We start from the raw sequence: 14,042 nt of genomic DNA on the forward strand, positions 1-14,042 counted from the left end.
AAAAAAGCGACAAGAAAATTATTTCCTGCCGCTTTTTTTTCTATTGGTTGTTTTAATACTTTTTTTGATTTCTTTATGGATACGTTTTTCATCTTCAGGGGATTCTAAAATGAGTAATTTAGTGTTGTTAGTATATAGAGTTTGCTTGATATCTGGCAATCGTTTTTTAAATCGATGATTCCATTTGTAAAGTTTAAACATTCGTTTGATGATTTTTTTTCGTTGACCAAATGTTTTTTTAGGCTCACAGCATTGTGAAAAGGCGCGTTTTGTGACACGATATTGTGTGAGTGAAACAGGATAATCTAAAATAATAATTAAATCAGCATCTTTTGTCGTTTTCTCAGTCCAGTGACTAACTTGTACTCCTTCAACAATCCAACTAGATAGTTCTGATAAACGATCATTGAGTTGAATATGGCGTTGAGTTTTATCTTTTGTTTTTAAGTAATCATCTAAAGAAATTCCTTGTATATTATATTTTTGCTGGAGTCTTATAGTCAGAGATGTCTTACCGCTTCCAGCATACCCTATAATTCGTATTTTCATCCTATTTTTATTCTCCAGTCAATCATTCTCTACATATCGTACAATAAATAGGAGGCTTTTTCAATAAAATAAAGGAATAAAAAGAAAGAATTAGGAATAAGTTTCATTTAATAATAATTATTTACGTATTGACAATTTTTAGTATCATCGGTATGATATGGAGTGTAATTTAATTGCCGCCTTAGCTCAGCTGGTAGAGCACCACCATGGTAAGGTGGGGGTCGTCGGTTCAAGTCCGACAGGTGGCTTATAAAGAAAAATATCACTAGGATGATTTCCTAGTGATATTTTTTATAGTTTTTTAACAAATTCTGATTTTAATTTCATTGGTCCAAAACCATCTACTTTACAGTCAATATCATGGTCGCCTTCTACTAAACGAATATTTTTCACTTTAGTCCCTTGTTTAATGGGTTGACTAGCACCTTTTACTTTTAAGTCTTTAATGACTGTCACTGAATCACCATCGGCTAATGGGTTACCAAAAGCATCTGTTTTGATTGTTTCTGTTACTTCTTCCGTTTCTTTAGACCATTCATGAGCACACTCTGGACAAATATACATTAATCCATCTTCATAGGTGTAAGATGATTGGCATTCTGGGCAATTTGGCAATGTTTCCACTGTCTTACCCTCCTTTCGACAATTTATTTTATTGTATCTTATTTGTTTTAAAAAAGAAAGACACTTTTAAAAAGTTAAATATTCGTGTTTAAATATAATAAGGTATTTGGATTTTTAACATAATCATGTATAATGGTAGGAGCAAATTTAAATAAAAGGAGGCTCCTTTTTTGACTGATAGAAATGATGACTTTAATCGTGAAGAAGAACATAAAACAGGAAAAGATTTGAAAAACTATGTTCTTGACTCGATGCAGTCTGAGAATACAGAAAAAGAAGAACCAACCAAACATACAAAAAAAGACGCTACGAAAGACACATATAAACGTCACACAGAAAAAAGTATGAGTAGACGACAAGAACAACAGAGTTATAAAGGCCGTAAAAAAGAGAATAATATGGTAAGGAAAATCGTGTTAATCATTGTAGCTGTTCTTATTTTAACCTTATCTATTGCGGGATTTTATGCGTATCAATATTTTACGTCTAGTCTAAAACCATTAGATAGTCATAATCAAAAATTGGTACAAGTTGAGATTCCACAGGGAAGTAGTAGTAAGCAAATTGGGCAGATATTAGAAAAAAATAAAATCATTAAAAGTGGTTTAGTTTTCTCCTACTATGTCAAAATGAATAATAAAGCAAATTTCCAAGCAGGATACTATCAAATGTCACCAAGTATGACACTAGAAGCTATTACAGATAGTTTAGAAGAAGGTGGAACAGATGAACCGGTTTCGCTAGCAGATGCTAAAATTACGATTCCAGAAGGTTATTCTGTGGATCAAATTGCTGAACTATTTAGTAAAGAAACGAAATTACCCAAAGATGATTTCTTAAAGGTCATGAAAGATGAGGATTTCTTTAATGAATTAGCAGAAAAATATCCTGAGTTATTATCCAGTGCAAAAGAAGCCAAAGATGTCAGATATCGTTTAGAAGGCTACTTGTATCCAGCAACATATTATTATTATAAAGATGTACCAATTAAAGATATGGTGACTCAGATGGTGGATAAAACCAATCAAGTCTTAGCACCCTATTATGATCAAATTAAAGAGAAGAAAATGTCCGTGCAAGAAGTTTTAACACTTGCTTCCCTAGTTGAAAAAGAAGGTGTGACACCTGAAGATCGACGTAAAATTGCACAAGTCTTTTTAAATCGATTAGCGATTGATATGCCAATCCAGTCTGATATTTCTATTCTATATGCAATGGATGAACACAAAGTTCACTTATCAGAAAAAGATACACAAATTGATTCTCCGTATAATTTGTATATTAATAAAGGAACAGGACCTGGGCCATTTAATAACCCAAGTCAGCAGGCTATTGAGTCAGTTCTTAATCCAGAAGCAACAGATGCCTTATATTTCTTAGCTGATGTATCAACAGGTAAAGTCTACTACGCTAAAACATATGATGAACATTTAGCGAATAAAAAAGAGTATATTGATGATAAAAATAATTAATTTTTATGATATTAAAAGTTTCATAAAATAAAGAGTTTACATTTTTCAAACAACGTGGTATTGTGTTGTGTATATTAAATAGGGTAAGCTTTTCTGATACAGTATTATCAGGAAAGCTATTCCTTTATTAGAAAATAAACTGATATAAATTAGTTAAGGAGAAGTGAGAGTATTATGGAAAAAGTCTATCCTATGACTTTAGAAGGTAAACTAAAATTAGAAGAAGAATTAGAAATGTTAAAAACAGTCAAACGTAAAGAGATTGTTGAACGCATTAAAATTGCCAGAAGCTTTGGAGATTTATCTGAAAACTCTGAGTATGAATCAGCTAAAGATGAGCAAGCATTTGTAGAAGGACGTATCACAACATTAGAAAATATGATTCGTTTTGCGCAAATTATTGATAATAATAGTGCTGACAAAGATACAGTATCTTTAGGTCGAACAGTTACATTCATTGAATTACCAGATGGTGAAGAAGAAGAATACACAATTGTTGGTAGTGCAGAAGCAGATCCTTTTGAAGGTAAAATTTCAAATGATTCTCCGATTGCTAAAGCGTTATTAGGACATAAATTAAATGAAACAGTAAAAATTGAAACACCAGGCGGAAGCATGGATGTTAAAATACAAAAAATTTCTTAAAAGTTATGCTTTAGCATAACTTTTTCTTTTGAGTCTAGGACTTAAGTCTTAGTAAAGTTTCAATCTTTTGAAGTTGTGTGTCTTATTTAAGAAACGTTATAATAAATGAAAAGAAAAATAAAAGGAGCCGGTTTATTATGCGTAGCTCATGGAGAGTATTTATTGTGATTGAGTCACTACTATTATTGTGGGCTCTTTATCAGATGTTAGGAAACATTCCTGCTATTATTTTTTTAACGTTTGCGTTAATTAATTTATTTTATGCTGTAAAGAAAAAAAGAAAAACGTCTTTTAATCAATTTCAATTAATTGCTTCAGTCATTATGATGATTCTGTGTTTACTGAGTAGTCCAGCGATTTGGTTGGCTTTAGTACTAGCTATTATTTATTTTGGTCTTGTTATGGGAGAAGTATCAGAAGTTAGGTTATTTAATTTTGCTCCTTGGAAGAAAAAACAGATTAAAATGATTCAAACGACGAGTCGTAATGTTCGATCGGGTAAACGATTTAAACGACCTTGGATTGGTAGTCAACGCTTAGGTAGTGATACTTATGAATGGGATGACATTAATTTTTCTGTTGTGATTGGTGATACGATTATTGATTTAGGTAACACGTTACTTCCAAAAGAAGATAATGTCGTGATGATTAGAAAAGGTTTTGGACGAACACGTATTTTAGTTCCAACAGGTATCGGTGTGATGTTAGAGCACTCTAGTATGCGTGGAGCCGTTCATTTTGATCAAGAAGTCTATCATTTAAATAATGAATCCCTTAAGTTATATAGTGAAGATTATGATGAATCTACAAGGCGCTTAAAAGTGATTACGAACACATTATTTGGGGATTTAGAGGTGATTCGTGTATGATGTCTAAAAAGAGTCGCCCTCTTATCTTTTTTTATACGTTTTTATTAACCTTTATTGTGCTAATAGTGACGCTTTACACGTATTTTTATGCGAATAATCAACGTAAATGGATGCTTGAATTAATTACAACGCGTCTATTTAAAGTGCCGATTATTGTTTATATTGTGTTAATAGCAATAGCAGTTAGTGGCATCGTCTTTTCAATTTTGTATTTAGTTAACCGACACACATATGGAAAAATTGAAGAACAATTGCATTTTTTAAGTGTTGGTAACTATGATCATAGTATTTTTTCAAATAAAGAGAAAAAATATCAAGAAGATGGCTTGATTGATGAATTGGAGCAAGATGTTCAAAATGTTCGTTCAAAAATGTTATCCATGTCAAAAGAATTACAAGAGTTGAGTGCCATTCCCAAACAGGTGAATGGTGAGTCGAAAGAGGATATCATTAAGTCAGAACGTCAGCGAATTGCTAGAGAATTACACGATTCTGTGAGTCAGCAGTTATTTGCTGCAACGATGATGTTATCTGCTTTAAATGAAGTGGTGGAAGAGATGGACGTTCCAGATATTATCGAAACTCAACTACAAGTTGTCGCATCGATTATCAATACATCTCAGTCAGAAATGCGTGCGTTATTATTGCATTTAAGACCAATTAATTTAGAAGAGAAAACCTTGCAACAAGGAATCGAAATGTTGTTGAAAGAATTACAAACGAAGATTAATATAGAGTTGAAGTGGCAAATAGAAGATGTGTCACTGCAAAGTTCAATAGAAGATAATTTATTTAGAATTACACAAGAGTTGTTATCTAATACCTTACGTCATGCTAAAGCCAATTTATTAGAAGTCTATTTAAAAAAAATCGATCAAATGGTTTTATTGAGATTGGTAGATGATGGAGTTGGATTTGATGTCAAGGAAGAAAAAGTAGGTAGTTATGGCTTACAAAATATTCGTGAACGTGTTCAAGGTATGGGAGGAACATGTCGCATAGTAAGTTTTAAAGGACAAGGAACCAGTATTGAAATTAAAGTCCCTATTTTAAAGGAGGAACGTGATGATTAGAGTTCTGTTAGTAGATGATCATGAGATGGTTCGTTTAGGCGTATCATCTTATTTATCCATTCAGCCTGATATTGAGGTAGTAGGAGAAGCAGAAAATGGTTTGATTGGTTATGAAAAAGCATTAGAGACAAGACCAGACGTTATTTTAATGGATTTAGTCATGGAAGTAATGGATGGAATTGAAGCAACAAAAAAAATCTTATCAGAGTGGCCTGAAGCAAGAGTTATCATTGTGACGAGCTTTATTGACGATGAAAAAGTTTACCCTGCTATTGAAGCAGGAGCTGCTGGTTATTTATTAAAAACCTCATCAGCTAAAGATATTGCCAATGCTATCAGATCAGCTCATAATGGAGAAAAAGTGCTAGAACCTGAAGTGACAAGCAAAATGATGGAACGATTATCTAAACCAAAAGTACATGTCTTACATGAGGATTTAACTAATCGGGAGAAGGAAATCTTACTATTAATCTCTGAGGGAAAAAGTAACCAAGAAATAGCAGACGAATTATTTATTACATTAAAAACAGTCAAAACACACGTATCAAATATTTTATCAAAATTAGATGTGGACGATAGAACACAGGCAGCCATCTATGCGTTTAAACATGGTATTGTAAAATAACTAAGTCATTAAGGAGACAAAAAACATGAGAAAAACATTTGCAGTTATCGGATTAGGGCGTTTTGGTGGAAGTGTTTGTAAGGAATTAGTGGAATCAAACCAAGAAGTATTAGCAATTGATAATTGCGAAGATCGTGTTAATGAGTACATGAACATTGCGACACACACGGTTTTAGCGAATGCACAAGATGAAGCAACCTTACGTTCGTTAGGATTAAGAAATTTTGATCATGTCATCGTAACGATTGGTGAAGACATTCAGGCAAGTATTTTAGTGACATTGATGGCAAAAGAAATGGGAGTCCCACATATTACAGCTAAAGCCCAAAATGAGTATCATGGACGTGTATTAGAAAAAGTTGGAGCTGATTTAGTGGTCCATCCTGAGCGTGATATGGGATTTCGATTGGGACATAAACTAACTTCTAATAATATGATTGATTTTATTGAACTATCAGATGATTATTCTTTAGCAGAAATTCGTGTTAATTATAAACAATTTTTCAATAAGACCATTCAAGAAATTAATTTTAGAAAACATTACAATGTGACGATTGTGGCTATTCGCCGAGGAAAAAATGATTTGATTGTTTCACCTCCTGCTGAACAGGTAATTTTAGAAGGAGATGTTCTGCTGGTGGTAGGGCATAATGATGATGTGGATTACCTAGATGCTAAAATGAAATAACAAATGAGCATGAAATTAAAAGCTTTTTAATGTTTATGTTACAATAAGTGCGACATCCGAATAGTTGGAGGAAGATAAAATGAAACTTATAGTAACTGATGACGCCCACAAGTGGTTTGTGGAAGAACTTGGACTGAAATCTGGTGATTTTGTCCGTATTTTTGGTAAATACGGTGGCAGTACTAATGTCCATGTAGGTTTTTCAACTGGTATTCAACTAGTTGAGCCAGAAAACCCATTAACAACTACACTGATTGATGGTATCACCTATTTTACAGAACAAGCAGATGATTGGTTTTTCACTGATTATACACTGACTGTGGGTATGGATAATACATTAAATGAGCCTAACTTTACATATGCCTAGATAAAACATTTAGGAACAATATTGTTTTAAAAGAGAGTGGAAGTTTATTTCTCTCTTTTTTATTATTATAGACATAATGTGTTATGTTACTTTGTTAATCAAAAGGAGAGTAAAAGATGTCTGGTTTTTTTATTAACGTATCAAAAGAAGAAGCTCAGCTTATTCGTTCATATTCAATACGTCATGACATTAGTATAGAAGATTTATTTAAAGAATCCGTTTTAGAGAAGATAGAAGATGAATTAGACTTTCAAATGTACAATAAAGCAATGGAAGAATATCGTAACCATTCTGTTAGCTATACATTTGATGAAGTAAAAAAAGAATTAGGTTTTGATTGATAGAACAAAGCGTGTCATCTATTATAAAAATAAACGAAAAAGCCATCAATTTTCTGATGGCTAAATGTCATAAATAGAAAGATTAGACAATCATCTTTCTATTTTTTTATTCGTTTTGGTAAAGCGTTGAAATAGATTAGTAAAGTTAGTGCCACACCAACAGAACCAAAAGAAATCGCCGGCCAAATAAATTGAAGAATGGCTGTTAAAATACTTGGTAAAGTTGCCGCATACACAATAATTTTAAAGACATCTTTGTATCTAAAACCAATTAATCTAAATTTCGTAAATAGATTGGCGAAAAAGGCAAGGATGACAATATCAACAAATAGATTAAAGAAAACCATAAACCATGTCACAAAGAAAATCACACTAAACCACATTGATTGACTACTATTACTAGTTAAAAGTTGTTCTAGTACTTGCTTGTTTAATCCGTTTGCTTGGTACATTGAGTATGGAATGCTAAGGACATTGTTATCCATAATATCTGTTGTTGTTCCAATTCTAGGTAAAATCATGATAATTTCTTTTTTTAATAATCCAACAACTAACACATTACTGGTTGCATCTGATTCGATTTCTTTTTTTGTTCTCTTGTCAGTTGGATCAAAGGTAAAAATAATTGAGTCTGTTTGGTAGATAAAGCCATCTGTTTTTTCTTTTGTTACTAATGTGTTATCTTCAATAGAAAAATCAGGAAGTTTTTGAATGATTTTTTCTCCATCATCTTGTATGGTTCTTGTGATTAAAGTTGCCTGATAAATAACAGGAAGAGAAAGTACAATAGCTAGCAACAATAGATATAAGAAAACATGAAATCCTTTTTTATTTCTACCTTCTAACAACAAAGTAGGTTGCTTAAAACTAGCTTTGATTAAGTCGATTGTTCGCATAATTACTCCTTTACAATATAAATTGAATTACTATTCATTGTAACGCTTTTACTTAATGAATACAAGAAAGCAGAAATTACGAGTTTTCAGTTTTATTTTTTGCTTTTTCTATTGTTTCAATGGTATATTGAGATTGTTCATAATTATCAAAAAATTTAGGGGGCTTTATTATTATGACTTATACTTTACCAGATTTACCATATGCTTATGATGCGTTAGAACCACATATTGATGAATTAACAATGAAACTACATCATGATAAACATCACAACACATATGTAACTAATTTAAATGCGGCAATTGAAAAACATCCAGAATTGGGTGAACAATCAATCGAGGAATTGATTACTAATTTAAACGATGTCCCTGAAGATATCCGTATGGCTGTTAGAAACAATGGTGGTGGACACGCAAACCACGCATTCTTCTGGGAAATTATGGGACCTAATGGTGGTGGAGAACCTACTGGAGCAATCAAAGGTGCCATTGAAAGTGCATTTGGTAGCTATGATAACTTTAAAGATCAATTCTTAGCAGCTGCAACTGGTCGTTTTGGTTCAGGCTGGGCATGGTTAGTTGATAATGACGGAAAATTAGAAATTATGTCAACACCAAATCAAGATTCTCCATTAACTGAAGGAAAGACTCCTTTATTAGGTATAGATGTTTGGGAACATGCTTACTACAAAAAATATAGCAACGTTCGCCCTGACTATGTGAAAGCATTTTTCAATGTGATTAACTGGGATGAAGTAAACAACCGTTATAAAGCAGTTCAAAAATAATTATTTTAAGGAGAGCAAAACGCTTTCCTTTTTTTTTGGTAAAAATTCGAATGTATCCTATAAAAGTTAAACATATGAATGAAAAGAATGTGGTATAATGAACGAAAATAAAAGGGAGGGCAAGTCCGTATGTTAGAACTATCTAAAGAATCGGTATTAAGTGCACTAAAACATGAGGCTGATAAAATCAAACACTTATTAACGAACCAAAGAAATCATCAATGCATTGCCCAATGTAAAGCCTTTGAAGAAGTCGTTGATACACAAATGTTTGGCTTTTCAAAACAAGTAGAATTCGCTCAATCCATTGGTTTAATTGACAGACAAGAAGGGCTTGATATGGTTATCGAATTAGAAAAAGAGTTAAATAGAGTTTATAATACGGTATATCAAGAAGTAAAAGAGTCAGAAAGTTAAGGGATTTGGGGGTTGTTTGATCGGTGCATAAAAAAATAAATAAAAAGGTTTTTCTAGACTATCTCATTTTAGTCCCTTATTTGATATTATCAGTTGTTGGGATATTAATGGTATATAGCGCTAGTTCTGTTAACTCACAAGGTTTACCTTTGGAAGCAATCAAACAAGGTGGATTTTTTATTGTGGGTTTAATTGCTATTTTCTTTATTTATAAAATGAAAACACAAGTGTTTCAGAATAAACAGTTTATAATGACAGCTATTATTACAATCGGTGCTTTGCTTGTATTAACTAAGTTTACCAGTTTAGGGGTTAAAGGTGGTGGAGCTGATGGGTGGTTAAAAATCGGTTCCATTACACTACAACCTGTTGAATTTTTAAAAATTATTATCATTTGGTATTTGGCATATATCTTGTCTAGACGTCAAGACATGATTTTATCTCATTTTAAAGAGGCTATTTTAAAACCAATGATACTAATTGCGTTATTAATCTTTTTGGTCTTAATTCAACCAGATACAGGTGGAGCGGCTATTTTGATTTTAATTACATTAGTTATGACTTTAGCTAGTGGTATTCCTTACTTGTATAGTTTGGTAGCAATTGGCGGAGGCGTGGTTATATCGACACTTTTGATTCAGTTTGTGGCTTTATTTGGTGGGGTGTTATTTCCAAAACGTATGATGTATGTGTACAAACGATTTAAAACTTTTACCAATCCATTTGAGGACCCATTAGGTGACGGTCATCAAATGATTAATTCTTATTTTGCTATGAATAATGGTGGCTGGTTTGGTCTAGGTCTTGGTAAGAGTATTCAAAAAAAGGGCTTTTTAACGAATGCGCAGACAGATTTTATGTTTTCAATTGTCGTTGAAGAACTGGGGTTAATTATTTCATTGATTTTACTGGTGTTATTATTCTTTTTGATTTTAAGAATTTTTGCCATTGGTATTCGCTCAACGGATAGTTTTAATTCGTTGATGTGTATAGGGATTGCAGGAATGATGTTAATCCAAGTATTTGTCAATTTAGGTGGCATTACAGGAATAATTCCATTGACAGGTGTGACGTTTCCTTTCTTGAGTCAAGGGGGATCAAGTCTAGTCACTTTATCAATTGGTGTTGGCTTTGCACTAAATATTAGTGCGGATGAAAAACGTAAAAAATATGAAGGAAATGAGTATGATGATACTCGTTTGCTATTAATGTTAAATGATTAATAAAAAAATGTGGGGGATGTAAATATGAAGAAAGTATTAGTAGCTAACCGCGGGGAAATAGCGATCAGAGTGTTTCGAGCGTGTACGGAGTTAAACTTACAAACAGTAGCAGTATATGCAACAGAGGATGATCGTTCGATTCATCGTTTTAAAGCGGATGAGGCATACTTAGTTGGAAAAGGAAAAAAACCAATTGATGCTTATTTAGATATAGAAGATATCATTCGTATCGCAAAAAAATGTGGAGCAGATGCTATCCATCCGGGATATGGATTTCTATCTGAAAATATTCATTTTGCTAGACGTTGTGAAGAAGAAGGAATCAAATTTATTGGACCAAGTTTACATCACTTAGATATTTTTGGAGATAAAATTAAAGCAAAACTTGCTGCACAAGAAGCAGGCATTTCTTCTATTCCAGGAACAGATGGACCTGTCAGTGGAGTGGATGATGTTGTCGCATTTGGTGAAGAATTTGGTTACCCAATTATGATTAAAGCCGCTTTAGGTGGAGGCGGACGTGGTATGCGTGTGGCTCATAATAACGAAGAAGCACGCGATGGGTATGAACGTGCTAAAAGTGAAGCTAAAGCTGCATTTGGTAGTGATGAAATTTATGTTGAAAAATACATTGTGAATCCAAAACATATTGAAGTACAGATTTTAGGAGATGAACATGGAAATGTTATCCATCTCTTTGAACGTGACTGCTCTGTTCAACGACGTCATCAAAAAGTAGTTGAGGTTGCACCTTGTGTGTCTATGTCGGATGAAAAACGTGAAGAAATTTGTCAAGCAGCAGTAAAATTAATGTCACACGTTGGTTATATTAATGCTGGGACAGTAGAATTTTTAGTTGATAAAGATAGCTTCTATTTTATTGAAGTGAACCCACGTGTCCAAGTAGAACACACTATAACAGAGTTAATTACTGATGTTGATATCGTGACAAGTCAATTACAAATTGCGATGGGAAAAGATTTACATAAAGAAATTGGCTTACCAGAGCAAAAAGATATTCATATTCACGGATATGCAATTCAATGTCGAATTACAACAGAAGACCCATTGAATAACTTTTTACCTGATATTGGTAAAATTGATACATACCGTTCTCCAGGTGGCTATGGTATTCGTCTAGACGTAGGGAATGCTTTTGCAGGTGCAATGGTCACGCCATTTTTTGATTCATTATTAGTGAAAGTTTGTACACATGGTATTACGTTTGAACAAACTGTCCAAAAAATGTTACGTGCCTTAAAAGAATTTAGGATTCGTGGCGTTAAAACCAATATTCCGTTTCTTTATAATGTGCTATCTCATCCAGTGTTTACAAGTGGTGAAGCAACGACAACTTTTATTGATACAACGGATGAATTATTTAATTTCCCTAAACTACGTGACCGTGGAAATAAAACCATGAAATATATTGGAGAAGTGACAGTCAATGGGTTCCCAGGCATTGGGAAACATGAGAAAAAATATCATTCTTCTCCGAGAATTCCTGAAATCATCACAACAGCAGGCAAAAAAATCGAAACACCGAAAATGATTTTAGATGCTAAAGGTCCTGATGCTGTGGTTGATTGGGTGAAAAATCAATCGTCTGTTTTAGTGACGGATACAACCTTTAGAGATGCACATCAAAGTTTACTAGCAACACGTGTTAGAACAAACGATTTAAAACGTATTGCAAAAGAAACAGGTGAACTTGTTCCAGAGCTATTCTCACTTGAGATGTGGGGTGGTGCGACATTTGATGTGGCTTATCGTTTCTTAAATGAAGACCCATGGGTGCGTCTGAAAAAATTACGTAAGTTAATGCCAAATACCTTATTCCAAATGCTATTTAGAGGATCAAATGCTGTTGGGTATCAAAATTATCCAGATAATGTGATTAAAGAATTTATTACGGTTGCAGCTAGAGAAGGCATTGATGTATTCCGTATCTTTGATAGCCTAAACTGGTTACCACAGATGGAAAAAAGCATTCAGTATGTAAGAGATGCTGATAAGATTGCAGAAGCGGCAATTTGTTATACAGGAGATGTATTAGATCCAAGTCGACCAAAATACAACATGGCTTATTACAAACAAATGGCACGTGATTTAGAAAATATGGGTGCTCATATTATTGCCATTAAAGACATGGCGGGGTTATTGCAACCACAAGCGGCGTATCATTTGATTTCTGAATTAAAAGCAACTGTTGATGTTCCAATTCACTTACATACACATGATACAGCAGGTAATGGAATCATCACGTATTCTGCAGCAGCTAAAGCTGGAGTGGATATTGTGGATGTGGCAATGAGTGCAATGAGTGGTTCAACAAGTCAACCAAGCATGAGTAGTTTATACTACGCGTTAGAAAATGGTGATCGCGATTTAGATGTTAACATTGAGTCTGTTCAAAAAATTAATCACTATTGGGAAGATGTACGAGCATTTTATGCGCCATTTGGTAATGGCATTAATGCGCCACAAACAGAAGTCTATCAACATGAAATGCCAGGTGGTCAATACTCTAACTTACAGCAACAAGCTAAAGCAGTTGGACTTGGCGATCGCTGGGAAGAAATCAAGAAAATGTATGAACGCGTTAATTATTTATTTGGAGATATTGTTAAAGTAACCCCATCTTCAAAAGTTGTGGGTGATATGGCACTGTTTATGGTTCAAAATAATTTAGCAGAAGAAGACATAGAAGAAAGAGGAAGTGAGTTAAACTTCCCTGAATCAGTGATTAGTTTCTTCCAAGGCGATTTAGGTCAACCAACTGGTGGTTTCCCTAAAAAATTAAAAGAAACTATTTTAAATGGTCGACCATCAATCGAAGTTCGTCCTGGTAGTTTAGCAGAACCGGTTGATTTTGATAAAGTAAAATCAGAATTAGCAACTAAAATTGACCGTGAGCCAACAGACAAAGAAGTGATTAGTTATATCATGTATCCTCAAGTATTTTTAGATTACATGAAAATGTATAATGCTTATGGAGATATTGAATTACTTGATACGCCAACCTTCTTCCAAGGAATGCGCGTCGGTGAAACGGTTGAAGTTCGTATCGAAAAAGGTAAGACTTTAATCATTACACTAGACGAGATTGGGGAACCAAACCTTGAAGGAAACCGTGTGTTATTCTTTAATTTAAATGGTCAACGTCGTGAGATTGTCATTAAAGATAGTAATATTAAATCAACAGTCATGGTAAAAGAAAAAGCTGAACCAACAAATGATGCGCATGTTGCCGCAACTATGCCAGGTTCTGTCTTAAAAGTGTTAGTGGCACCAGGAGATTCATTGCAAAAAGGAGATCCAATTATGATTACTGAAGCAATGAAAATGGAAACAACCATTTACGCTAAACGTAATGGTATTGTAAAACGTGTGCTTGTATCAGATGAAGAACCAATTCAAGCAGGCGATTTGTTAGTTGAATTAACGATTTAATAATCAAGGTGGGAG

15 protein-coding genes and 1 tRNA gene are annotated in these 14,042 nt (G+C 33.5%); 13 read left to right on the plus strand and 3 right to left on the minus strand.

Going from position 1 to position 14,042, the window contains the following annotated elements; translation table 11 throughout:
- Nucleotides 1-18: 18 nt before the first annotated feature.
- Nucleotides 19-549, minus strand: coding sequence for a P-loop NTPase family protein (locus CBF36_RS01970; RefSeq protein WP_125956145.1), 531 nt, complete (start codon nucleotides 547-549; stop codon nucleotides 19-21).
- Between the two features lie 175 nt (nucleotides 550-724).
- Here CBF36_RS01970 and CBF36_RS01975 point away from each other — a divergent pair.
- A tRNA-Thr gene (locus tag CBF36_RS01975) sits at nucleotides 725-797 on the plus strand.
- Nucleotides 798-840: 43 nt separating this feature from the next.
- Here CBF36_RS01975 and CBF36_RS01980 read toward each other — a convergent pair.
- Nucleotides 841-1,164, minus strand: a complete 324-nt coding sequence (locus CBF36_RS01980; protein WP_270279536.1) for a zinc ribbon domain-containing protein YjdM — start codon at nucleotides 1,162-1,164, stop codon at nucleotides 841-843.
- Nucleotides 1,165-1,343: 179 nt separating this feature from the next.
- Between CBF36_RS01980 and mltG the strand changes: the two genes are divergently transcribed.
- The 8 genes from mltG to relB all read left to right on the plus strand — a co-directional run bounded on the left by mltG (nucleotide 1,344) and on the right by relB (nucleotide 7,253).
- A complete protein-coding gene (gene mltG / locus CBF36_RS01985; protein WP_243637952.1) occupies nucleotides 1,344-2,645 on the plus strand; it encodes an endolytic transglycosylase MltG in 1,302 nt (433 codons plus the stop codon).
- Between the two features lie 171 nt (nucleotides 2,646-2,816).
- Nucleotides 2,817-3,290: a transcription elongation factor GreA gene (gene greA / locus CBF36_RS01990; RefSeq protein WP_125956149.1), complete on the plus strand. Its 474-nt coding sequence runs from the start codon at nucleotides 2,817-2,819 to the stop codon at nucleotides 3,288-3,290.
- Nucleotides 3,291-3,427: 137 nt separating this feature from the next.
- Nucleotides 3,428-4,159, plus strand: a complete 732-nt coding sequence (liaF, locus tag CBF36_RS01995) for a cell wall-active antibiotics response protein LiaF (RefSeq protein ID WP_125956151.1) — start codon at nucleotides 3,428-3,430, stop codon at nucleotides 4,157-4,159.
- The gene (locus CBF36_RS02000) at nucleotides 4,156-5,232 is read left to right on the plus strand and encodes a sensor histidine kinase (RefSeq protein WP_125956153.1); all 1,077 of its coding nucleotides are present in this window, start codon (nucleotides 4,156-4,158) and stop codon (nucleotides 5,230-5,232) included. Before liaF ends, CBF36_RS02000 begins: the two co-directional genes overlap by 4 nt.
- The gene (locus CBF36_RS02005) at nucleotides 5,225-5,857 is read left to right on the plus strand and encodes a response regulator transcription factor (protein ID WP_125956154.1); all 633 of its coding nucleotides are present in this window, start codon (nucleotides 5,225-5,227) and stop codon (nucleotides 5,855-5,857) included. Before CBF36_RS02000 ends, CBF36_RS02005 begins: the two co-directional genes overlap by 8 nt.
- Nucleotides 5,858-5,882: 25 nt before the next feature.
- A complete protein-coding gene (locus CBF36_RS02010) occupies nucleotides 5,883-6,545 on the plus strand; it encodes a potassium channel family protein (protein ID WP_125956156.1) in 663 nt (220 codons plus the stop codon).
- Nucleotides 6,546-6,624: 79 nt separating this feature from the next.
- Entirely contained in the window at nucleotides 6,625-6,912 is a 288-nt protein-coding gene (locus tag CBF36_RS02015) for a HesB/YadR/YfhF family protein (RefSeq protein WP_125956158.1), read from the plus strand.
- Nucleotides 6,913-7,028: 116 nt separating this feature from the next.
- The gene (gene relB, locus CBF36_RS02020; protein WP_125956160.1) at nucleotides 7,029-7,253 is read left to right on the plus strand and encodes a type II toxin-antitoxin system RelB family antitoxin; all 225 of its coding nucleotides are present in this window, start codon (nucleotides 7,029-7,031) and stop codon (nucleotides 7,251-7,253) included.
- 98 nt (nucleotides 7,254-7,351) lie between these two features.
- Here relB and CBF36_RS02025 read toward each other — a convergent pair whose 3' ends face one another.
- Nucleotides 7,352-8,149: a DUF1189 domain-containing protein gene (locus tag CBF36_RS02025; RefSeq protein WP_125956161.1), complete on the minus strand. Its 798-nt coding sequence runs from the start codon at nucleotides 8,147-8,149 to the stop codon at nucleotides 7,352-7,354.
- A 173-nt stretch (nucleotides 8,150-8,322) separates the two neighbouring features.
- Between CBF36_RS02025 and CBF36_RS02030 the strand changes: the two genes are divergently transcribed.
- From CBF36_RS02030 to CBF36_RS02045, 4 genes are all read left to right on the plus strand, one after another.
- Nucleotides 8,323-8,934: a superoxide dismutase gene (locus CBF36_RS02030; RefSeq protein ID WP_125956163.1), complete on the plus strand. Its 612-nt coding sequence runs from the start codon at nucleotides 8,323-8,325 to the stop codon at nucleotides 8,932-8,934.
- A 129-nt stretch (nucleotides 8,935-9,063) separates the two neighbouring features.
- Nucleotides 9,064-9,351: a DUF1507 family protein gene (locus tag CBF36_RS02035; RefSeq protein WP_125956165.1), complete on the plus strand. Its 288-nt coding sequence runs from the start codon at nucleotides 9,064-9,066 to the stop codon at nucleotides 9,349-9,351.
- Nucleotides 9,352-9,374: 23 nt separating this feature from the next.
- Nucleotides 9,375-10,574: an FtsW/RodA/SpoVE family cell cycle protein gene (locus tag CBF36_RS02040; protein ID WP_125956167.1), complete on the plus strand. Its 1,200-nt coding sequence runs from the start codon at nucleotides 9,375-9,377 to the stop codon at nucleotides 10,572-10,574.
- Between the two features lie 24 nt (nucleotides 10,575-10,598).
- On the plus strand, nucleotides 10,599-14,027 hold the full coding sequence (locus CBF36_RS02045) for a pyruvate carboxylase (protein ID WP_125956169.1): 3,429 nt from the start codon (nucleotides 10,599-10,601) through the stop codon (nucleotides 14,025-14,027).
- The last annotated feature ends 15 nt before the right edge of the window (nucleotides 14,028-14,042 follow it).

Origin of the sequence: Vagococcus bubulae (assembly GCF_003950315.1) — a bacterium.
Classification (GTDB): Bacteria; Bacillota; Bacilli; order Lactobacillales; family Vagococcaceae; genus Vagococcus; species Vagococcus bubulae.

Coding starts and splice junctions, on each gene's coding strand:
- CBF36_RS01970 (WP_125956145.1), bottom strand. CDS start 549: ATGAAAATACGAATTATAGGGTATGCTGGAAGCGGTAAGACATCTCTG.
- liaF (WP_125956151.1), top strand. CDS start 3,428: ATGCGTAGCTCATGGAGAGTATTTATTGTGATTGAGTCACTACTATTA.
- CBF36_RS02000 (WP_125956153.1), top strand. CDS start 4,156: ATGATGTCTAAAAAGAGTCGCCCTCTTATCTTTTTTTATACGTTTTTA.
- CBF36_RS02005 (WP_125956154.1), top strand. CDS start 5,225: ATGATTAGAGTTCTGTTAGTAGATGATCATGAGATGGTTCGTTTAGGC.
- CBF36_RS02010 (WP_125956156.1), top strand. CDS start 5,883: ATGAGAAAAACATTTGCAGTTATCGGATTAGGGCGTTTTGGTGGAAGT.
- CBF36_RS02015 (WP_125956158.1), top strand. CDS start 6,625: ATGAAACTTATAGTAACTGATGACGCCCACAAGTGGTTTGTGGAAGAA.
- relB (WP_125956160.1), top strand. CDS start 7,029: ATGTCTGGTTTTTTTATTAACGTATCAAAAGAAGAAGCTCAGCTTATT.
- CBF36_RS02025 (WP_125956161.1), bottom strand. CDS start 8,149: ATGCGAACAATCGACTTAATCAAAGCTAGTTTTAAGCAACCTACTTTG.
- CBF36_RS02030 (WP_125956163.1), top strand. CDS start 8,323: ATGACTTATACTTTACCAGATTTACCATATGCTTATGATGCGTTAGAA.
- CBF36_RS02035 (WP_125956165.1), top strand. CDS start 9,064: ATGTTAGAACTATCTAAAGAATCGGTATTAAGTGCACTAAAACATGAG.
- CBF36_RS02045 (WP_125956169.1), top strand. CDS start 10,599: ATGAAGAAAGTATTAGTAGCTAACCGCGGGGAAATAGCGATCAGAGTG.